Source organism: Roseateles sp. FW305-36 (genome assembly GCF_058787015.1).
Genome location: NZ_JBYSZK010000007.1, coordinates 37,327 through 56,111, shown reverse-complemented (window position 1 = coordinate 56,111; position 18,785 = coordinate 37,327). Strand labels below are relative to the sequence as shown.

18 protein-coding genes are annotated in these 18,785 nt (G+C 70.6%); 11 read left to right on the top strand and 7 right to left on the bottom strand.

Annotated elements, in window-relative coordinates; all coding sequences use genetic code 11:
• Window positions 1-12 precede the first annotated feature (12 nt).
• On the top strand, window positions 13-438 hold the full coding sequence (locus AC3WOE_RS14420) for an SET domain-containing protein-lysine N-methyltransferase (protein WP_492691349.1): 426 nt from the start codon (window positions 13-15) through the stop codon (window positions 436-438).
• A gap of 8 nt (window positions 439-446) precedes the next feature.
• Window positions 447-917, top strand: coding sequence for a GrpB family protein (locus AC3WOE_RS14415; protein WP_492691348.1), 471 nt, complete (start codon window positions 447-449; stop codon window positions 915-917).
• Here AC3WOE_RS14415 and dacB read toward each other — a convergent pair.
• Complete coding sequence (gene dacB / locus AC3WOE_RS14410) at window positions 914-2,311, bottom strand: D-alanyl-D-alanine carboxypeptidase/D-alanyl-D-alanine endopeptidase (protein ID WP_492691347.1); 1,398 nt, start codon at window positions 2,309-2,311, stop codon at window positions 914-916. The genes AC3WOE_RS14415 and dacB overlap by 4 nt on opposite strands.
• Before the next feature lie 23 nt (window positions 2,312-2,334).
• Here dacB and tsaB point away from each other — a divergent pair, with 23 nt between their 5' ends.
• The 7 genes from tsaB (at window position 2,335) to AC3WOE_RS14375 (ending at window position 9,039) form a co-directional block, all read left to right on the top strand.
• A complete protein-coding gene (gene tsaB / locus AC3WOE_RS14405; RefSeq protein WP_492691346.1) occupies window positions 2,335-3,018 on the top strand; it encodes a tRNA (adenosine(37)-N6)-threonylcarbamoyltransferase complex dimerization subunit type 1 TsaB in 684 nt (227 codons plus the stop codon).
• Entirely contained in the window at window positions 3,015-3,497 is a 483-nt protein-coding gene (rimI, locus tag AC3WOE_RS14400; protein WP_492691345.1) for a ribosomal protein S18-alanine N-acetyltransferase, read from the top strand. Before tsaB ends, rimI begins: the two co-directional genes overlap by 4 nt.
• Window positions 3,494-4,246, top strand: coding sequence for a uracil-DNA glycosylase (locus AC3WOE_RS14395; protein WP_492691344.1), 753 nt, complete (start codon window positions 3,494-3,496; stop codon window positions 4,244-4,246). Before rimI ends, AC3WOE_RS14395 begins: the two co-directional genes overlap by 4 nt.
• A complete protein-coding gene (locus tag AC3WOE_RS14390; protein ID WP_492691343.1) occupies window positions 4,243-6,318 on the top strand; it encodes a putative bifunctional diguanylate cyclase/phosphodiesterase in 2,076 nt (691 codons plus the stop codon). Before AC3WOE_RS14395 ends, AC3WOE_RS14390 begins: the two co-directional genes overlap by 4 nt.
• Entirely contained in the window at window positions 6,315-7,394 is a 1,080-nt protein-coding gene (locus AC3WOE_RS14385) for a class I SAM-dependent methyltransferase (RefSeq protein ID WP_492691342.1), read from the top strand. The genes AC3WOE_RS14390 and AC3WOE_RS14385 overlap by 4 nt, the downstream gene beginning before the upstream one ends.
• A gap of 113 nt (window positions 7,395-7,507) precedes the next feature.
• Complete coding sequence (locus AC3WOE_RS14380; protein WP_492691341.1) at window positions 7,508-7,786, top strand: c-type cytochrome; 279 nt, start codon at window positions 7,508-7,510, stop codon at window positions 7,784-7,786.
• Entirely contained in the window at window positions 7,783-9,039 is a 1,257-nt protein-coding gene (locus AC3WOE_RS14375; protein ID WP_492691340.1) for an NAD(P)/FAD-dependent oxidoreductase, read from the top strand. Before AC3WOE_RS14380 ends, AC3WOE_RS14375 begins: the two co-directional genes overlap by 4 nt.
• Here the strand turns inward: AC3WOE_RS14375 and AC3WOE_RS14370 are convergent.
• From AC3WOE_RS14370 to AC3WOE_RS14355, 4 genes are all read right to left on the bottom strand, one after another.
• On the bottom strand, window positions 9,036-11,609 hold the full coding sequence (locus AC3WOE_RS14370) for a serine/threonine-protein kinase (protein ID WP_492691339.1): 2,574 nt from the start codon (window positions 11,607-11,609) through the stop codon (window positions 9,036-9,038). The two genes, AC3WOE_RS14375 and AC3WOE_RS14370, sit on opposite strands and share 4 nt — an antisense overlap.
• A gap of 18 nt (window positions 11,610-11,627) precedes the next feature.
• The gene (locus AC3WOE_RS14365) at window positions 11,628-12,047 is read right to left on the bottom strand and encodes a VOC family protein (RefSeq protein WP_492691338.1); all 420 of its coding nucleotides are present in this window, start codon (window positions 12,045-12,047) and stop codon (window positions 11,628-11,630) included.
• Between the two features lie 16 nt (window positions 12,048-12,063).
• Window positions 12,064-12,483, bottom strand: coding sequence for an SRPBCC family protein (locus AC3WOE_RS14360; RefSeq protein WP_492691337.1), 420 nt, complete (start codon window positions 12,481-12,483; stop codon window positions 12,064-12,066).
• An 88-nt stretch (window positions 12,484-12,571) separates the two neighbouring features.
• Complete coding sequence (locus tag AC3WOE_RS14355) at window positions 12,572-14,803, bottom strand: C1 family peptidase (RefSeq protein ID WP_492691336.1); 2,232 nt, start codon at window positions 14,801-14,803, stop codon at window positions 12,572-12,574.
• 76 nt (window positions 14,804-14,879) lie between these two features.
• Here AC3WOE_RS14355 and AC3WOE_RS14350 point away from each other — a divergent pair, with 76 nt between their 5' ends.
• Complete coding sequence (locus AC3WOE_RS14350) at window positions 14,880-15,854, top strand: 2-dehydropantoate 2-reductase (protein WP_492691335.1); 975 nt, start codon at window positions 14,880-14,882, stop codon at window positions 15,852-15,854.
• Window positions 15,855-15,893: 39 nt separating this feature from the next.
• Window positions 15,894-17,741, top strand: coding sequence for a hypothetical protein (locus tag AC3WOE_RS14345; RefSeq protein WP_492691334.1), 1,848 nt, complete (start codon window positions 15,894-15,896; stop codon window positions 17,739-17,741).
• Here AC3WOE_RS14345 and AC3WOE_RS14340 read toward each other — a convergent pair.
• Together AC3WOE_RS14340 and AC3WOE_RS14335 are read right to left on the bottom strand one after the other, a co-directional pair.
• Complete coding sequence (locus AC3WOE_RS14340; protein WP_492691333.1) at window positions 17,710-18,213, bottom strand: GNAT family N-acetyltransferase; 504 nt, start codon at window positions 18,211-18,213, stop codon at window positions 17,710-17,712. The genes AC3WOE_RS14345 and AC3WOE_RS14340 overlap by 32 nt on opposite strands.
• A complete protein-coding gene (locus AC3WOE_RS14335) occupies window positions 18,210-18,782 on the bottom strand; it encodes an NnrU family protein (protein ID WP_492691332.1) in 573 nt (190 codons plus the stop codon). Before AC3WOE_RS14335 ends, AC3WOE_RS14340 begins: the two co-directional genes overlap by 4 nt.
• Window positions 18,783-18,785: the final 3 nt, after the last annotated feature.

Genomic DNA, 18,785 nt, shown 5'->3' with positions numbered 1-18,785 from the left:
GAGAATGCGCACATGACCGTTCAAGCTCCCAGCGTCCACATCAAGGACACCGGCACCGCCAAGGGCCGTGGCGCCTATGCATCGCGCGCCCATGCCCGCGGCGAGACCGTCGAGTCCTGCCCCGTGGTGCTGTTCACAGGCAGCTATGCCTCCGTGCCCAACGAGGTCCGCAAGCTGCTCTTCAACTGGGGTGTGCTGGCCGGCACCGATGCGGCGCATTGCCTGGCCCTGGGTTATGGCAGCCTCTACAACCACGAGAACCCGGCCAATATGCGCTACGAGGCCGATGCCGAGTTGCGCGTGCTGCGCTTCATTGCCATCCGCGACATCGCCGCCGGCGAGGAGCTGACGGTCAACTACAACGCCGTCGGCGGCGGGCATGAGTCCGACGAGAACACCTGGTTCACCGGCATGGGCGTCGAGGTCTACAACGGCTGAGGCGGCGCATGCGGCTGCTCCAGCCTTCCGACTACCAGGCTACGGCCGGCGCGGTCTTCGCCAAGGTGGCCGAGGAAGTCGCGCGCCTGTTGCCCGCCGCGCGCATCGAGCATGTCGGCGCTTCTTCCATTCCCGGCGCCGTCTCCAAGGGCGACCTGGACATCTGCGTGCTGGTCGCGGCGCAGGACCATGCCCAGGCCGTCCGCACGCTCGAAGCCGCTGGCCATGTGGCCAAGGCCGACACCTTGCGCACGCCCGAGCTGTGCATGCTGGAATCGCCGCGCCAGGACTGGGATGTCGCTCTGCAGGTGGTTGCCCAGGGCTCGGAGTTCGAGTTCTTCATGCGCTTTCGCGACGCGCTGAGGGCGGACCCGCGCCTGGTGGAGCAGTACAACCGGATCAAGCTCGAGCATGCGTCCCTGGGGCCCCAGCGCTATCGCGACGCGAAGGCCCGCTTCATCGCGGCCGTCCTGGGTTAGCGCGCCGACTTCGCCGCCGGTGCGTCCTGCGCCACCCACCTCAGCGCCGCCTCCAGCACGCCGCGCCCGGCCTGGGCCTGCGGGTGGTTGACCATCGCCACCAGGACCCAGCGCCGGCCCGACGGTGCGTCGACGATGCCCGCCAGCGCGACCACGTCACGCAATGAACCGGTCTTCAGATGCGCCCGCCCGACCGCGGCGCCGAAACGCCCGGGCTGGCGCGACAGCGTGCCATCCAGCCCCGCCACCGGCAGCGAGGCCAGCAGTTCGGGCATCCAGGGCTGGCCCCAGGCCCAGCGCAGCAGCACGCCCAGCTGAGCCGGGCTGATGCGTGTCTCACGCGCCAGGCCCGAGCCGTTGACGACGCGGGTCGGCGGCAGCGTGCCGGCATGCGTGTCCAGCCAGGCCTGCAGCCAGGTCGCCGCCGTGTCCGGTGAAGGCGCGGGTACGCCGGCCGCGCGCGCCGTGCTGAGCAGCACCTGCTGGGCCATCAGATTGCTGCTGAACTTGTTCATGTCGCGCAGCACCTCGGCCAGCGTCGGGCCGGACCAGACCAGCGTCGGCGCGACGGCGGGCGCCGGCGCATCGACGAGGGTCTCGCCACGCCAGGCGATGCCGGCCTCGCGCAGCATCAGGGCCAGCAGACGCGCGGCATAGGTGGCGGGATCGGGGTCGGCCAGCGTCCAGGTCTGCTCGCCGCAGGCCGCCGGATAGCTGCCGGCGAAGCGCGGGCGCTGGCCGGGCGCCCACTGCAGCTTCAGCCCGCCGCGCCAGTCGCCGCAGGGGCCGGCGGTGACGGGCACGGCGGTTGGCGGGTCCAGGGGCGGATCGGCGCTGATGCGTGCCTGCGCGCCGTCGATGCGGATGGCGTAGCTGACCGCCTTGGCGTTCAGCAGCAGGGCTTCGGGCTGGGCGTTGCCGACGCGCCAGGGTTCGTTGTCGAAGTCGCCCGGCTCGGCGCTGCCGGGCGCGAAGGCGCTGCGGTCCAGGCGCAGCGGGCCGCGCAGTTCCCTGATCCCGAGTTCATTGCCCAGGCGCTTCAGACCGGTCCAGAGCCGCTCCGTGCCCAGGCGCGGGTCGCCGCTGCCCTGGATGGCCAGGCCGCCGTCCTCGGTCAGCCAGACCGGCGTCTGCCATTGCCAGGCCGGGCCCAGGGAGTCCAGGGCGGCCATGCTGGTGACCAGCTTGGTCAGCGAGGCGGGGTTGAGCGGCAGGTCGGCCTGCCAGGCCACGCGGGGGCGGGCCTCGTCCAGCGCCTGCACGAACAGGCCGAGGGCCGTCGGCGGCAGCTGGGCCTGGCGCAACGCGACCTGGACGGACAGGGGCAGGGGCTCGGCCGCCTGCCCCCCCACGATCCATCCCGCCAACAGCAGTCCGACGATCCGTTTGCGCATGACCCGAAAGTTACACTGGACTCATGCCCTCTCTCCTGGCCCTGGACAGCTCGACCGACACGATGGCCCTGGCCCTCGTGGCCCAGGGGCAGACCCGGGTTTTCGAGGCCCAGGGGGGCGCCCAGGCGTCCGCGCGCATGCTGCCCGAAGTCAAGGCCCTGCTGGCTGGCGCGGGCGTCGCCATGGCCGATCTCGACGCCATCGCCTTCGGCCAGGGCCCGGGCGCCTTCACCGGCCTGCGCACCGCCTGCGCCGTCGCCCAGGGCCTGGCCTTCGGCCTGGACAAGCCGGTGCTGGCCATCGACAGCCTGATGCTGGTGGCCGAGGACGCGCACGCCCAGGGCGCCGGCGACGACATCTGGGTGGCCATGGATGCCCGCATCGGCGAGATCTACGCAGCCCGCTATGGCCGGATCGGCGGGGCCTGGCACGTGGTCGAGGCGCCGGCCCTCTACAAGCCGGAGGCCCTGGCCGCCCACTGGGGCGAGCCTGCCGCCGTCGCCGGCACGGCCCTGAACGAATACGCCGAGGCCCTGGGCAGCTTTCCTCATGCCTGGCCGCAGGCCCGCTCGCGCGCCCAGGCCCTGGGCGCCCTGGCCCTGGCGGCCTGGCAGCGCGGCGAAACGCGCGACGCGGCCGAGGCCCTGCCGGTCTATGTGCGCGACAAGGTCGCGCTGACGACGGCCGAGCGGGAACAAAAAGCGTGAACGCCGTCGTCCAGCCCAGCGTGCCCCCCTTCGAGGCGGCGACCATGCGGGTCCCCGACCTGACCGAGGTCATCGCCATCGAGCGCCAGGCCTATCCGGTGCCGTGGTCGCACGGCAATTTCGTCGATTCGCTGGCCGCCGGCTACCCGGCCGAGGTGCTGCGCGGGCTGCGCGCCGAACTGCTGGGCTATTGGGTCGCCATGCCGGGCGTGGACGAGCTGCATCTGCTCAACATCACCGTCACGCCGGCCTGGCAGGCGCGCGGTCTGGCCGTCGCCATGCTGGACCGCATCGTGGCCGAATGCCAGCGCCGCGGCCTGACCCAGCTGTGGCTGGAGGTGCGCCTCAGCAACGAGCGCGCCCGCGAGGTCTACCGGCGCTACGGCTTCGTCGAAGTCGGCCGCCGCCGCGCCTATTACCCGGTGCAAGAGGGACCGCGCGAGGACGCGATCCTGATGAGCCTGTCGGTGCCGGCATGACCTGGGATGAACGTCAACGGGCCATGCTGGCCGAGATGGGGTATCGGCTGCCGGCAACGACCGCCGCGGTCGCAGCGGTGGCGGATGTCGAAGAGGCAGAGCCCGAGCCCATCGTCGTCGCCACGCCACCGCCGGCGATCCTGCGCGTCGCGGCGGCGCCCGCCGCACCGTCCAGCTTCTCGGCGCTTGATTTGCCCGCCCTGCGAGACGCCGTCGCCTCCTGCCGTGCCTGCGGCCTCTGCGAGCAGCGCCGCAACGCCGTCTTCGGCAGCGGTGCCCTGCAGCAGGCGCAATGGCTGGTGGTCACCGACCCGCCGGACGAGGCCGACGACGCCAGTGGCGAGGCCTTGAGTGCCGACGCCGGCCGCCTGCTGGACCGCATGCTGGCCGCCGCCGGCCAGCGCCGCGGCGCCGACGGCGCGACCGCCTTTGTGACGCCCATCGTCAAATGCCGTCCGCCGCGCGGCCGGCCGCCCCAGCCGGCCGAGCTCGACGCCTGCGAGGCCGTGCTGGCCCGCCAGGTCGAGCTGCTGAAGCCCCGCGTCGTGCTCGCCATGGGCCTGCAGGCGGCGCGCCGGCTGACCGGCTCGACCGAGCCCCTGGGCCGGCTGCGGGGGCGGACTCATGCGTGGCGCGATCTGCCGGTGGTGGTCACCTACCATCCGGCCTATCTGCTGCGCTCGCCGGCGGACAAGGCCGGCGCCTGGGACGATCTGTGTCTGGCCCTGAGCCTGGTGAGACGTTCATGAGCTCGCCCAAGGAACTCGACCTCGAACGCCAGGCCCTGGACGCCGCGCGCTTTCGCATGCTGGCCGACCATGTGCCCGCCTGGATCGCCCTGTACGGCGCCGAAGACCATCGCTGCCTGTTCGCCAACCGTGGTTATGCCGAAGCCTTCAAGCTGACGCAGGACTCCATCATCGGCAAGCACTTCAGCGAGATCATCGGCGCCGAGGCCTATGAGAACGTGCGGGTGTCGGTCGACCAGCTGGTGCGCGACCTCAAGCCCGTCGTCTACGAGCGCGAGCTAATCCAGCCCGATGGCCAGGTGGCCTATCTGGAGATCCACCTGATCCCGCAGTTCGACAGCCGTGGCACGTTGCTGGGCAGCTGGGTGCTGGTCTACGACATCAGCCGCCACCGCATCGCCGAGCACAAGCTGCGCGAGTCCGAGGCGCGACTGGACAAGTTCATGCAGGCGACGTTGGAGGGCATCCTCTTCCATCGCGACGGCATCATGACCGACGTGAACCAGCCGCTGTGCGAGATGACGGGCTGGCCCGCCGAGGCCCTGATCGGCCAGCATGTGCTGTCCTATGTGGCGGACGACGAACTGCCCAAGGTCCGCGAGGTCATGCTGCAGGCCCAGGAGCTGCGCTACGAGACGGTCATCAAGCACCGCGACGGCACGCGAATCCCGGTCGAGCTCATCATGCGCACCATGGAGCGCGATGGCGAGAAGCTGCGCATGGCCGTCGTGCGCGACATCAGCGACCGCCTCGCCAACGAAGCCCGCATCCAGCACCTCGCCCACCACGATGTGCTGACCGGCCTGCTCAACCGGGCCGCCTTCATGGACCGCATGGCGCTGGTGATGCGCCGCGCCGAGCGCAGGGGCGAGATGCTGGGCCTGCTCTTCATCGACCTGGACAACTTCAAGCGCGTCAACGACTCCCTGGGTCATCTCGAAGGCGACAAGGTGCTGACGACGGTGTCCGAGCGCATCGTGGGTGCGCTGCGCGGCAGTGACCTGGTGGGGCGCTTCGGCGGCGACGAGTTCGTCGTGCTGCTCAGCGATTTGCAGAGTCGCGCCGACATCGTCGTCGTGCTGGAGGCCCTGCTGTCGGTCGTCGAGGTGCCCGTCAAGGCCGACGGCCGCGCGCTGTCGGTCACGCCCTCCATCGGCGTGGCCGTGTACCCCGACGACGGTCGCCAGGCGGACGAGCTCATCCAGCACGCCGACACGGCCATGTACCTGGCCAAGGCGCGCGGCCGCGCCAACTTCCAGTTCTTCAACGCGGCCCTGGCCGAGACGGCCTATGCCGACCTCGTGCTCGAGGACGAACTCGCCCAGGGCCTGACGCGCAACGAGTTCGAGCTCTTCTTCCAGCCCCAGGTCGAGGCGACGACGGGCCAGCTGTCGGGTGCCGAGGCGCTGCTGCGCTGGCGCCACCCGCAGCGCGGCCTGCTGGCGCCGGACGCCTTCATCTTCGTCGCCGAGCGCCATCGCCTGATGCTCAACCTGGGCGAATGGGTGCTGCGCGAAGCCGCCGCCACGGCGCGGCGCTGGCGCGAAAAGGGCCTGACCCAGGGCCATGGCCCGATGCGAATCGCCGTCAACCTGTCGCGCATGCAGTTCCATCTCGATGGCTTTGCCGACACCGTCAAGCGCGTGCTGAAGGAGTCCCACGCCGAAGGTCAGTGGCTGGAGCTGGAGCTGACCGAGCGCATGCTGATCGACGACATCGAGCATGCGCCGGCGACGCTGGCTCAATTGCGGTCGCTGGGCCTGACCGTGTCGGTCGACGACTTCGGCACCGGCTACACCTCGCTGGCCCACCTGACCGAGCTGCCGCTGGACAAGCTCAAGATCGACCAGGGCTTCGTCGCCCGCCTGCCCGACGACGTCGGCGCCCAGGCCATCACGCGGGCCATCGTGCAGATGGCCGTCGGCCTCGGGCTGACCGTCACGGCCGAAGGCGTGCGCAGCGCCGCGCAGTGGCAGCTGCTGGCCGGCTGGGGCTGCCAGCAGTTCCAGGGCGAGCTGGTCGGCGCGCCCATGCCGGCGGGCGAGTTCGAGGCTTGGGTGAAAGCCCGGTGAAGCTCGTTGACAAGATCCATGCAGTGATCGCCGGCAACGGCGGCTGGCTGCCCTTCGACCGCTTCATGGCCATGGCCCTGTACGAGCCCGGCTTGGGCTACTACAGCGGCGGCCGGCGCAAGTTCGGCCAGATGCCCGGCGAGGGCTCGGATTTCGTCACCGCGCCCGAGATGTCGCCGCTGTTCGGCCGCACGCTCGCGCGCCAGCTGGCCCAGGCCATGGACGCCAGCGGTTGTCGCGATGTCGTCGAGTTCGGTGCCGGTTCGGGGGCGCTGGCGGCCCAGCTGATCGCCGAGCTGGATGCCCTCGGCGCCGGCCTGGCGCGCTACCGCATCGTCGAGCTGTCGGCCGAGCTGCGCGAGCGCCAGCGCGAGCGCCTGGCCCATTGGGCCGAACGCGTCGACTGGCTGGACGCGCTGCCTGCAGAGCTGGAGGCCGTCGTCGTCGGCAACGAGGTGCTGGACGCCATGCCGGTGCAGCTCATCGCCTTCGACGGCCAGGTCTGGCGCGAACGTGGCGTCGTCAGCAAGGACGAGGGCTTCGCCTTCGCGGACCGCGACAGCATGTTGCGCCCGCCCCTGGACACCGGCTTCGTGCCCGGCACCGTCACCGAGATCCATCCCCAGGGCGAGGCCTTCATCGCGACGCTGGCCCGCACGCTCAAGCGCGGCGCGGCCTTCTTCATCGACTACGGCTTTCCGGAAGGCGAGTACTACCACCCGCAGCGCCGCGGCGGCACGCTAATGTGCCACCAGGGCCATCTGGCCGACGCCGATCCGCTGGTGGCGGTGGGCGACAAGGACATCACGGCCCACGTCAACTTCACCGGCGTCGCCCTGGCCGGCCAGGACGCCGGCCTCGTGGTGCTGGGCTACACCAGCCAGGCCAACTTTCTGCTCAACTGCGGTATCGCCGATCTGCTGGCTGGCACGAGTCTGGGTGAGCGCGCCATGGCCCACCGGCTGCTGGCCGAGCACGAGATGGGCGAGTTGTTCAAGGTGATCGGCTTCGCGCCGCTGAGTGCGCCCTTCGACGCGCTGGGTTTCGAACGCGGAGACCGCTCGCACAAGCTCTGAGACCGGGCCGAGGACAGCGCCTGCGCGCTGTTCGACGCCTGACGAAGGACTTGCCGCATGCAAGCGGCAAGGCATGAAAGGGGTCTGTGATGAAGGCCTGGCCGTTTTTCGGAATGCTTCTGCTGCTGTGCGCGCCGGCGCTGGCGCAGGACGTCAACGTCGGCCGCAGCCTCGCGGCCACCTGCGCCAACTGCCACGGCACCCAGGGGCGGCCCAAAGGCAGTCTGATGCCACCGCTGGCCGGCATGAAGGCCGACCTGATGCTGGAGCTGCTGGCCGACTACCGCAGCGGTCGCCAGGCCGGTACGGTGATGCCGCAGATCGTCAAGGGCTACACCGAGGAGCAGTTGCGCCTCGTGGCGGCCTACTTTGCCGCGCAGGCCAGGCCATGATCGCGCGGCGCGACCTCATCGCCGCGGGCGGCCTCGCGCTGGCGGGCTGCGCGAGCGCGCCTCCCGGCGCCCGGCTGGGCCGCGTCGTCGTCGTGGGTGGCGGCTTTGGCGGCGCGACGGCGGCCCGCTATCTGAAGCTCTGGGGCGGTGCGGCCGTCGACGTGACGCTGGTGGAGCGCAACGAGGGCTTCATCTCCTGCCCGATGTCCAACCTCGTCATCGCCGGCGCGCGCGACCCCCTCAGCATCGCCCATGGCTACGCGGCGCTGGAGGCCGAGGGCGTGAAGCGTCTGCGTGCCGAGGTCGTCGGCATCGACGTCGCCGCGAAGACCCTCCGCCTGGCGGATCGAAGCACGCTGGCCTGGGACCGGCTGGTGCTGGCGCCGGGCATCGACTTCATGCTTGACGGCGTGCCCGGCCTCGCCGCGGCGCTGGACAGCGGCCGCGCCGTGCACGCCTGGAAGGCCGGTGCCCAGACCCTGGCCCTGCGTCGCCAGCTCGAGGCCCTGCCCGATGGCGGCGTCGTGCTGATGAGCATCCCTAAGTCACCCTACCGCTGCCCGCCCGGGCCTTACGAGCGGGCCTGCCTGATCGCTGCCTACCTGAAGCGCGCCAAGCCGCGCGCCAAGCTGCTGGTGCTGGACGCCAATCCCGAGGTGCAGAGCAAGAAGGCGCTGTTCGAGCGCGCCTTCGCCCAGCATCACGCCGGCGTGCTGGAGTACCGGCCCAATGCCGAGCTCAAGGAGGTGCTGGCCGACGGCACGGCGCGCTTCGAGTTCGAGGATGTCAGGGCCGATGTGCTCAACCTGATCCCGCCGCAGCGCGCCGGCGGCCTGGCGCGCGAGTTCGCCAACGTCAACGGGCGCTGGGTCGGCATCGACTGGCTGAGCATGCAGGCACAGATGGCGCCGGGCGTGCATGTCGTCGGCGATGCGATCTTCTCTGCGCCCGGCATGCCCAAGTCCGGCCATCTGGCCAACCAGCAGGCCAAGCTGGCGGCGGCGGCCGTGCTGCAGCTGCTGCAGGGCGAGGCGCTGAATCCGGCGCCGGTGGTGATGAACACCTGCTACAGCTTCGTCACGCCGCTGGAGGCCATGCATGTCGCCTCCGTCCACCAATACGACGCGGCGGAGAAGACGATGAAGGCGGTGCCGGGCGCCAGCGGCGTGTCACCTGCCGCCAGCGCCGCCGAAGGCCGCCTCGCGCTCGACTGGGCCGAGAACATCTGGGCCGACAGCCTGGCCTTGCGCTAGGGCAGCAGGCCGCCCAGGCTGCCCAGCGACAGCGCGCCGCTGCCGTGCAGTGCGGCCAGGGCGGCCCAGGCCGCGCGCACTGGCGGGGCGTCGTCGCGGCCCGCGGCCTGGCGCGCGGCCAGCCACTGGCTGACCAGATCCAGCGGATGGCCGGCCGCCAGCCCGGCCGGTCGCGCGGCGCGGGCCTGGGCCAGCATCTGGGCAGCACCGGCCGACCCCTGCAGCACGGCGGTCATGGCCGGATCGAGATGGGCGGCCCACATCTGCACGGCGCCGATGTCGGGCGTGGCCTTCAGCTGGGCGAGGCGCTGGGCCAGCAGGTCGGCACTGCGCGGCAGGTCGCCGCGGGCGCGGGCCAGCCGGCCTTCCAGCTTGGCCAGCCGGTTGCCGGGGCTGACGAGGGCGGCGGAGATGGGCTGCTCGCGCAGGCGCTGCAGGGCCTCGGCGGCGAGAGGGCTGTCGCCGGCCGCCAGGCCCGCCTCGGCCAGGCCCAGCAGCGTGCGGCCGCGGCGGTTGCCGGAAGGCGCGGCGCCGGCCTCGGCCAGCAGGGCCTGGGCGGCGCCCACGTCCAGCCGGCCCTGGCGGGCCTGGGCCGTCAGCAACTCGGCGCGATAGACCAGCAGCGTCGCCGGCGCCAGCCCGTCCTCCCGGGCGCTGTCCAGCAGGCGTTGCCGGGTGCGCAGCTCGTCGCCGTGGCGGCCCTGCAATTGCTCGGTCAGGGCCACGCTGCTGAGGGTTTGCAGCGTCAGGTCGTTGCCGGGGCCCAGGACGCGGCGGATGTCGACCAGCAGCGGCTCGGTGCGCTCGGCGATGCCGTCGAACTCGGCGGTCTCGCCCATCAGCACGATCTCGGCGCGGCGCAGGACCAGCAGCAGCAAAGACAGCCGCGGATCGCTGCTTGACCACAGCGGCCGCGTCTGGCGCGTCACGGCCAGGGCCTCGGGCAGGCGCCCCTGGCGCTGGCGCAGCACGCTGAGGTTCTGCAGCAGGTCGGCCTGCTCGAGCTCGTCGCCGGGGTGCAGCTTCTCGGTCAGCACCCGCACGCGCTCCAGCGCCCGGTCGGCCTCGGCCAGGCGCTTGCTGTGCATGTAGTCGGCCGCGAGGCTGAACTGCTGCAGGCGCACCTCCTCGCTGTCGGGGCCGAAATGACGCGCCAGCATCGGCGTCATCGGCTCCAGCAATTCGATGGCGGCGTCGTGGTTGCCGATGATCTGCTGCACCTGGCCGAGGCTGAGGCGGGCCTGCAGCACGGCGGGGTCGTCCTCGTGATGGCGCTGGCGCGCCAGCGCCAGCCACTGCTCGCCCAGCGGCAGCGCATGGTCGAAACGGTTCAGCGCCACATAGGTGCGCGACAACACTTCCAGCAAGCGCTGCCGGGTGGCGGGATCGTCCGCGAATTGATCGAGGCGGTCGCGGCTGTCGTCCAGCAGCTCGAGCACCGACGGAATGCGGCCCTCGTGCGGACGGCTGCCTTCGGACAGCAGCCGGGTGACGAAGCGCGTGACGCTGTCGCTGCGCTGGCGTTCGGCCTCGGCTTCGCGCCATTGCCAGCGGCTGGCGGCGATGCCGGCCGTCAAGCTGGCCAGCAGCAGGGCGCCCAGGCCGGCCAGCAGGGCATGGCGGCGCAGCAGCAGGGCGGTGTGGTGGCGCCAGCTGCGGCGCTGGCGGGCTGCGACGGGACGCAGGCTCTGCCAGCGGCGCAGGTCCTCGATGAAGGCATGCACGCCCACATAGCGCTCGGCGGGCGCCTTGTTCATGGCCTTGGCGGCGATGGCTTCGAGGTCGCCGCGGGCGCGGCGCGCGTCTCGCGGACGGCCGGGGCCGGCCTCGTCGTCGGGGAGGTCGAGCAGTGCGGCGAAGCGCGGCGGCGGCCGGTGCAGCACGGCATGCTCGATGGCGGCGCGGCCGTCGTCACGCGCCCCGAAGGGCAGCCGGCCGGTCAGCAGCTCGAACAGCATGACGCCGAGGGCGAAGACGTCGACGGCCGTGCCGGTGGCGTCGTCCTGGATGAGCTCGGGCGCGGCATAGGCCGGCGTCAGGCCGGCGCGCGCGTCGCCGACCTCCTGGCCGGGTGAGGTCGCGAGGCCGAAGTCCAGCAGCTTGGTCGCGCCCTCCGGCGTGACCATCACATTGCCGGGCTTGAGGTCACGGTGCACGACGAGGCGCGCATGGGCGTATTCGACCGCCTCGGCCACGCGCAGCAGCAGGGCGACGCGGTCGGCCACCGTCGGGCACTGGGCCCGCGCATGCTCGGCCAGCGGCCGGCCTTCGACCAGTTCCAGCACCAGATAGGCATGTGGCGGCTGCAGGCCGGCGTCGAGCAGGGCGGCGATGCCCGTGTGCGTGAGCCGGCCCAGGGCCGCGCGCTCGCGCATGAAGCGCCGCGCGACGGCCGGCGTGGCGCTGTCGCCGTGCAGCAGCTTGATGGCGGCGCGCGCCTGGTAGAGGCCGTCGTCGCGCTCGGCCTCCCAGACCTCGCCGAGACCGCCGCTGCCGATGCGCCGCCACAGCACCCAGGCACCCAGCCGGTGGCCGGCCAGGGTCGCAGCGTCGCCCGCCTCAGCCTGCATGGCGACGCGCGGGCGCGCTCACCAGCTGCCGGTGTTGGGCATGGAGGCCCAGGGCTCGGCCGGTGCCAGCGCGGGGCCGTGCTGCAGCAGTTCGACGGAGACGCCGTCGGGCGAGCGGACGAAGGCCATGCGGCCGTCACGCGGCGGGCGGCTGATGAGGACGCCATGGTCCATCAGCTTCTGGCAGGCCGCGTAGATGTCGTCCACCGCATAGGCCAGGTGGCCGAAGTTGCGGCCGCCGCCGTAGCCCTTCTCGTCCCAGTTCCAGGTCAGCTCGACCTGGGCGGCATCGTCGCCCGGTGCGGCCAGGAAGACGAGGGTGAAACGGCCGGCCTCGTGCTCGCTGCGGCGCAGCTCGCGCAGGCCGAGGGCGTCGCAGTAGAACTTCAGCGAGGCGTCGAGATCGCTGACGCGAACCATGGTGTGCAGGTATTTCATGGCCCGTGATTGTTCGTCAAAGCGATGACCGTGTTTCGGCATGGGCCTTCATCGCGGCCAGGCCGGCTTCGATCATGCCGGTGACGGCCGGTGCCATGGCGTGCGGCAGCAGGTCGGCGATCCAGACGAAGCGGCAGCGGCCGTCGCCTTCGTCGAAGACCTGGGCCGAGGCGTTGTGGTGCATCAGGCGCCCGCCCGCGGCCGACCAGACGAGGCGGCGCGTGGCGTCGTCGATGGTGATGATGACCTCGCGCACCTCGATGCCGTTGGCGAAGCGGATCCGGCGGGCACTTTCTCCTTCGACGCTGCCGTCCATCTCGCAGTGGGTGACGAAGCCCGGCGCGAGGCGGGTGTGCAGGGCGCCGACGTCGCGCATGGCCTCCCAGAGGGTGGCGGCGGAGGCGTTGATGGTGATGTCGCGCTGGATGGAGGCCATGGCCGTCTCCTGAAGTGATGGCCCATGGTGGCGGCGCGGCCGGCGGGGTGCCGGCCGCATTCGGACATCTCCAACCGTCGCGTCGGCGTCAGTAGTCGAGCCACTCCATGGGCGAGACGAGATTGCTGCCGCGGATGCGCTCCAGGGTGCCCGTGATGACGTCGATGTTGTTGTCGAAGCTGCCGTGGCTGGCATCGATCTGGTCGCCCGCCTTGGTCGTGCGGACCTTGGGCGTCATCACGCGGTTGAGCAGGTCGCCGGCCGGCCAGAGCTTGAGCCAGGCCGTGATGTCGGCATTGGGCGGGCCGGCCCACTGGTCTTCGCTCCAGGCCGGGTCGGCCGCGCACAGCGCGCGCTCCATGCCGAGCAGGGGCTGCTTGCGCACGTCGTCCAGCGCCCGCGACACGAGGTAGAGCAGGGACTTGCCATAGATGTCGCGCTCGGCGCTGGGCAGGCCGTCGTTGCGCTCGTTGGCATCGGTCAGCACGTGCAGGCGCAGGGTGTCCATGGACAGCACGCCGGCCTGGGCTGCAGCGCCGTAGTGCTGCACGGCGAAGCCGCTGGAGCAGGCCGCGGCATAGAGCTCGCAGCTGGCGGCCTGCACGGGGTTGGCACCGCCCAGGCGGCCGAGCAGGTGGCCGATGAGGATGGAGCCGGCCGAATGGCCGACGAGGTGGACCTCCAGCGTCTTGCCGCCCTTGGCCAGCGCGTCGCGCAGTTCGCGCAGCATGCGCGCCGCCAGGTCCAGCACATGGTCGGTCGTCGCACCGCCCTCGGCGTTCTCGCGCATCTCGCTCCAGATGCCGCGGGCGAACTGGCGGCCGACGGCCTCGATGGCGCGATCCTTGGCCTCGGCCGCGGCGTCACGCAGGCGGTCCAGCATGCCCGCGCTGAGCTCGCTGGTGTCGACCACGCGGTGCTTGAGGTCCTCCAGCATGTCCTTCAGCGTCTCGCCGGGGCCGGTCTTCCACGTGAAGAACAGCGGGTAGATGCCATTGGCCAGGAAGTAGGGCGCCAGCACGCGGATGCGCTGGATGGAATTGAGCTCGTTGTTCAGGCCGCCGTGGGCATAGATGGCCAGCTTGACGGTCTTGTCCGTGCCCGCCTTGAACCAGGCGGCGGGGCGCTCGACGACGATCTCGCGCGCCAGGCCCTCGCGGTCGCTGCGGTTGCGGGTGAAGTCGGTGGCCATCAGCTGGCCGTCGTTGCCGGAGACCAGGGTGTGGGTGTAGGCCTCGTCGGTGCGCAGCGGCTGGTAGGGTTTGTGGGCGAAGACATGGTTGATGGGCCAGGGGTCGTCGCGCGGGTTGTCGTCGACGCGCAGCGTGGCGCCGACGTCGGACAGGCCGCGCCCCGCCATGGCGCGAAAGCCGCCCGCCGCGGCGCGGCCGGCCTTGCCGCCCCGGCTGCCCTTGGCCGCCGGCGCGGTGATGGTCCTGATGTCCGACAGGTCCTGGGGCACGCCCAGGGCCACGGCCCAGGCGTCGGTGCCGTTGGTGATCCAGTCCTCGTAGCTGAGGATGGCGAAGCCGCTGGCGCCCCAATCCGTGTCCCAGCTGTTCTGCACGACGAAGCCGCGCTCGTTGAAGCCCACCAGCGCGAAGGCATGGGAGCCGGTCTTCTTCGCCTGGCGCTGGATGCGCGGCAGTTGGTCGTGGCGGGTCGGGGCGGGCGTGGCGTCGAGGGTCCAGCCGTCGTGCACATCGGCCGACACATAGATGGCGCCGATCTCGTAGATGGCGGCCTGCATGTCGACGATGCTCTTCTTGTCGACGCGGTAGTAGACGCCCAGCGGCCGCGTCGTCGCGTCCTCGTCCCAGCCGGCGCCGGGACGCTCGAAGACGCCGTTGCCCTTCTTGTCGATGGGATAGGGCCAAAGGTCGGCAGCGCACACGCCATGCTTGTGCCAGCCCTTCAGCGCGCCGCGACAGGACGAGCCCTCGTAGTCCTGGCCGGGCCATTCGTCGTACAGCCGCGCCAGCTCGTAGAACATGCGCGGGCTGACCAGATCGGGCATGCGGCTGCGCGGGCTGTCGAGATGGCGCAGCCAGTAGAGATAGTTGGTGACGCAGGCCAGGCCGAAGCCCGTGCAGGCGCCTTCGTTGCCCTGGTTGAGGATGCGGCCGGCCTTCACGTAGGCGGGCAGCAGGCGCTTCAGGTCGGCGTCCAGGGGCCAGCGCGGTGGCAGGGAGCGCAGCGGCGAGCGGTAGATCAGGTCGCGCAGGTCCAGGCGGTCCGGTCGGGCGTCGAGCTTCGGGCTGGGCGCGGCGTCGACGGTCGCCTTCTTGGTGGTGGCGGGCTTGCGGGTTTTTGTGGCCATGGCGGTCTCCTCGGATGACCGGCGATCATGGCCGCGGGTCATCGGCTCCACAAGCCCGCGTGGCAGACTGATCCCCATGTTTAAGGTCTGCATCGTCGGCCTGGGGGCCATCGGCGGCTGGATGGCCGCGCATCTGCAGCGCGTCGACGGGTTGGCCGTCTGTGCCCTGGCCCGTGGCGACACCCTGGCGGCGGTGCGTGAGCGGGGCCTGCGGCTGGACAGCGGCGACGAAAGCTGGCGGGCGCCGTTGCGGGTCAGCGACGACGCGGCCGAGCTGGGCCAGCAAGACCTGGTCATCCTGGCGGTCAAGGGGCCGGCGATTGCCGGCGTCGCGGCGCAAGTCGCCCGGCTCTGCGGGCCCGACACACGGGTGCTGACGGCGCTGAATGGTCTGCCCTGGTGGTTCGCGGCCGGGCTGCCGGTGGCGGGGCTGACACTGAGGAGCGTCGATCCCGACGGACGCATCGGCACCCTCATCCCGCCGCAACGCGTCATCGGTTGCGTCGTCCATGCCAGCTGCTTTGCCGAGGCCCCCGGCCATATCCGCCACGTGATGGGCAAGGGCTTGCTGATCGGCGAGGCCACGGGCGGCGCGAGCGCGGCCGTCGATGCGCTCGCGACGCTGCTCGGCAACGCCGGCTTCGAGGCCAGGGCCGTCGAGAGCATCCAGCGCGACGCCTGGTACAAGCTCTGGGGCAATATGACGACCAACCCGGTCTCGGCCCTGACGCGCGCGACGACCGATCGCATCCTGGCCGACGACCTGGTGCGCGAGTTCACGACGGCCATCATGGGGGAGGCCGCTGCGGTCGGCGAGCGCATGGGCTGCCCCATCTCGCAGACGCCGCAGGACCGCCACGCCATCACGCGCTCGCTCGGTGTCTTCAAGACTTCGATGCTGCAGGACATCGAGGCCGGCCGCGCCATCGAGGTCGACGCCCTGTTGGCTGCGCCCAGGGAGCTTGCGCAGCAGCTCGGAGTGGCGACGCCGATGCTGGATGCGCTGCTGGGGTTGACGAGGTTGATGGACAGCTGCCGAAGTCCGGGCTGATCCACAAAGTTGTGGACGCCGCGCCAGCCCGAGACTGGCATGGTGCGCAACAAGAAATTCGTTGGGGAGGGGAGCATGGAAAGCGTCCGATCGTCCGTTGTTGCCGCGTGTCGTCGTTGGCAACCCCGTCACGTGCTGGGATGTGTGGCGGTCCTGGTGGCCTGCGGGTCGGCCATGGCGGAGGCGCCGGTGCCGGATGTCGAGGCTTTGCGAAAGACCTTCGTAAAGGCGAACGGACAGTTGACCGCCGTCAGTGCGGCCCTGGACATGGCGAAGAAGAACTTCAAGTCCAGTGAGCAGGCCTTCGATGCGGCTGCTCTGGCCGTCGAGCCGGACGCCGCAGATCTTGCAAGCAAGGCAGAGGCGCTTCGCCAAGCCAACCGTGAGATCGCCTTGCTTGAAGTCAGGGCGAACATCACGCAGGCGCTGACGAATGACGCACGTCAGGCGCTGTACGACGCATTGACTGAGAAGCCTGCCACTCGCAAGGAGCGCCGCAGCCAGATCGCCAAGGCCCAGACGAACTCCCCCGCCGGCGAACGCATGCGCCTGAGCAAGGAAGAAGAAAAGCTGGTGTCGGACGCGGCCGGAGCATCGGGAGCCGTGAGCCAGATCCAGGCCCAGTCTGGAGAAGCTGTTGAACTGATGAAGGATGGAAGCACACGGGCGCTGGATATGGCCCTGGCGCAGTTGAAGGCCTCGGAGGGGAAGCCCGAAGACAACGTGAATGCCTTGATGGCCCTGAAGGACGCCACGGCGGGCCGTCTTGCGGCGCTGCGTGCCGAGCAGCAAGGCGACGGTACGCCGGCGCTGGGCCTCGCCGTGACCGATCAGGTGTCGGATTTCGTGGCTTGCAAGCTGGACAGCAGCAGGCGCGATTGCACCGACCTGTCGTCCACCGGCAGAGAGCTTGTGGCGGAACTCAACCGGCGCAGCGAACGCTCGGTCGCGGAGCGGGACGCGTCCAAGCTCGCCAAATTCAACGTACAGGCGCGCGAGCTGAGTGCCGATCCTGGGCAACAGCGCGCGGCCGTTGCCTATTTGAGGTTGATCGATCGCAATCCCAACGCGGGCTGGAGTTTTGGCGGCGAGGCCGCCACGCTCACCGCGGGCGGAGACGGGGCCACTGCGTCGATGCGGTTCAGCTTGAAGCGCTTCGACAGAACGCTGGAGAACGACACGACGCTCACGCTGTCGGCACCGCTGGCCGACGAAGGGCGGACCCACGTGCTTTCGAGCGCCAGCGCCGACCGGCCGAAGGAGACGGCGGCCCGCGTGGAGACCGTGCTGATGCGCAATCTCGATCCGAGCACGAATATGCTGGGCAACTACAACCAGTTCGGCGTCTTCGCGCAGCTCAGTCGTCAGCGCTTCGATGTCGCGGACAAGGCCGACCTGAAGGCTGATGCCCATCGCGACTCGCGCACCGCCTTTGCGTTCGGGATCAGCAATATGTTTGGATTCAGCGCTGCGTCGGAAGAGGATGCAGTGAACGCTGTGCACCGGGTGGGTTTCGAAGTGCGGCGCGGCTACAAGGGCGGCGCGGAAAGCACGCGCTGCCCCACCCAGCCCGAGCCGGGCGAGACCACGTTGAGCTGCGTGGCGGGCTTCTTCGACCCCGTCGAGGTCGAGTGGAAACGCACCCTCAACTATCGTTACCGAAAGGAGTTCGGCAGCGTCGTGGCCATCGCCCCGGCCTTCTCGTATGAGCACACGACAAAAACCAAAACGTACGACCTGCCGGTGTACCTGGTGCAGGGAAGTGGGGATGACAAGGGGAAGTTCACCGCGGGTATCGCCTACCGGTACGTGAGCACGCCGGGCAAGGACGCGACCAAGGGTTGGGAGCTCTTCGTCAGCTCGCCGTTGTCGCTGTTCGGCCCCTGACCCTTGCCCACCGCTCGTGGTCGCGCCAGCGCCCGGCGATCTTCAGATACTTGGGCGAGTAGCCTTCGAGCTGAAAGCCGCAGCGCCTGGCCAGCGCGATCGATGCGGCATTGCCCGGCTGGATATTGGCCTCGACGCGATGCAGGCCCAGGTCCTTGAAGGCGTGCTTGACCACGGCGTTCAGCCCTTGCGTCATCAGCCCGCGGCCCTCGAAGCCGGCGAAGGCGTAGTAGCCGAGGTAGCCGCTGCAGAAGCTGCCCTTGATGACGTTGGTGAGGTTGATGGCGCCGGCCAGTTCGCCCTCCATCACGACGACAAAGCCGTGATGGGCGGCGCCATCGAAGCGGGCGAGGTGGCGCGCGAAGGCCTCGGCGTCACAAGGCGGCTGCACCCAGGGGCGATGCAGCTTGCGGCTGGCGCGGGCCGCGGCGGTGAAGGCTGCTGCGTCCGCAGGGGTGATGTTGCGGATCATCTGCCCAGCGGCGCGATGCCCAGCCATGCCGCATGCGCCCAGAAGGCGAAGAGGGCCCACAGCGCGAAGCCGACGACGACGGTGGCCAGGGTGCCCACCACGCTCGGCGCCGCGATGACGGGCGCCGGCCGCCGGCGCGCGGCACGGAAGACGAGGATGGACCAGACCAGGAAGCTGCCGAACAGCATCACGTCGGCCAGGGTGTTGTTGGCGATCAGGTGGGCGAAGGCCCATGTCTTGACCGACAGCGTCATCGGATGCTGAAGCTTGGCCTTGAAGTGATTGCGCGGCACATAGGCCGCGGCCATCAGGATGGCGGCGACCAGCATCAGCGCCGCGGCGGCGTGGTTCATGCCCGGGATGCGCGGCCACAGCACGACGGGGGTCATGCGGGCCTGCGAGAAGCCCCACAGGATGAGGCCGAAGCCGATCAGCGACACGACCGTGTAGCGGACCTTCCAGCCCGTCTCGCCCATGCGCGCCATCTGGCCGCTGCGCCAGTTGGGCGCCAGCGCGCGGGTCAGGTGGATGCCGAGGAAGAGGGCGAGGCCGATTGCCAACCAGGTCATCGT

Excerpts from the sequence above, each read along its gene's own strand:
- AC3WOE_RS14420 (WP_492691349.1), top strand. The coding sequence starts at position 13 with ATGACCGTTCAAGCTCCCAGCGTCCACATCAAGGACACCGGCACCGCC.
- AC3WOE_RS14415 (WP_492691348.1), top strand. The coding sequence starts at position 447 with ATGCGGCTGCTCCAGCCTTCCGACTACCAGGCTACGGCCGGCGCGGTC.
- dacB (WP_492691347.1), bottom strand. The coding sequence starts at position 2,311 with ATGCGCAAACGGATCGTCGGACTGCTGTTGGCGGGATGGATCGTGGGG.
- tsaB (WP_492691346.1), top strand. The coding sequence starts at position 2,335 with ATGCCCTCTCTCCTGGCCCTGGACAGCTCGACCGACACGATGGCCCTG.
- AC3WOE_RS14395 (WP_492691344.1), top strand. The coding sequence starts at position 3,494 with ATGACCTGGGATGAACGTCAACGGGCCATGCTGGCCGAGATGGGGTAT.
- AC3WOE_RS14390 (WP_492691343.1), top strand. The coding sequence starts at position 4,243 with ATGAGCTCGCCCAAGGAACTCGACCTCGAACGCCAGGCCCTGGACGCC.
- AC3WOE_RS14380 (WP_492691341.1), top strand. The coding sequence starts at position 7,508 with ATGCTTCTGCTGCTGTGCGCGCCGGCGCTGGCGCAGGACGTCAACGTC.
- AC3WOE_RS14375 (WP_492691340.1), top strand. The coding sequence starts at position 7,783 with ATGATCGCGCGGCGCGACCTCATCGCCGCGGGCGGCCTCGCGCTGGCG.
- AC3WOE_RS14370 (WP_492691339.1), bottom strand. The coding sequence starts at position 11,609 with ATGCAGGCTGAGGCGGGCGACGCTGCGACCCTGGCCGGCCACCGGCTG.
- AC3WOE_RS14365 (WP_492691338.1), bottom strand. The coding sequence starts at position 12,047 with ATGAAATACCTGCACACCATGGTTCGCGTCAGCGATCTCGACGCCTCG.
- AC3WOE_RS14360 (WP_492691337.1), bottom strand. The coding sequence starts at position 12,483 with ATGGCCTCCATCCAGCGCGACATCACCATCAACGCCTCCGCCGCCACC.
- AC3WOE_RS14355 (WP_492691336.1), bottom strand. The coding sequence starts at position 14,803 with ATGGCCACAAAAACCCGCAAGCCCGCCACCACCAAGAAGGCGACCGTC.
- AC3WOE_RS14350 (WP_492691335.1), top strand. The coding sequence starts at position 14,880 with ATGTTTAAGGTCTGCATCGTCGGCCTGGGGGCCATCGGCGGCTGGATG.
- AC3WOE_RS14345 (WP_492691334.1), top strand. The coding sequence starts at position 15,894 with ATGGTGCGCAACAAGAAATTCGTTGGGGAGGGGAGCATGGAAAGCGTC.
- AC3WOE_RS14340 (WP_492691333.1), bottom strand. The coding sequence starts at position 18,213 with ATGATCCGCAACATCACCCCTGCGGACGCAGCAGCCTTCACCGCCGCG.
- AC3WOE_RS14335 (WP_492691332.1), bottom strand. The coding sequence starts at position 18,782 with ATGACCTGGTTGGCAATCGGCCTCGCCCTCTTCCTCGGCATCCACCTG.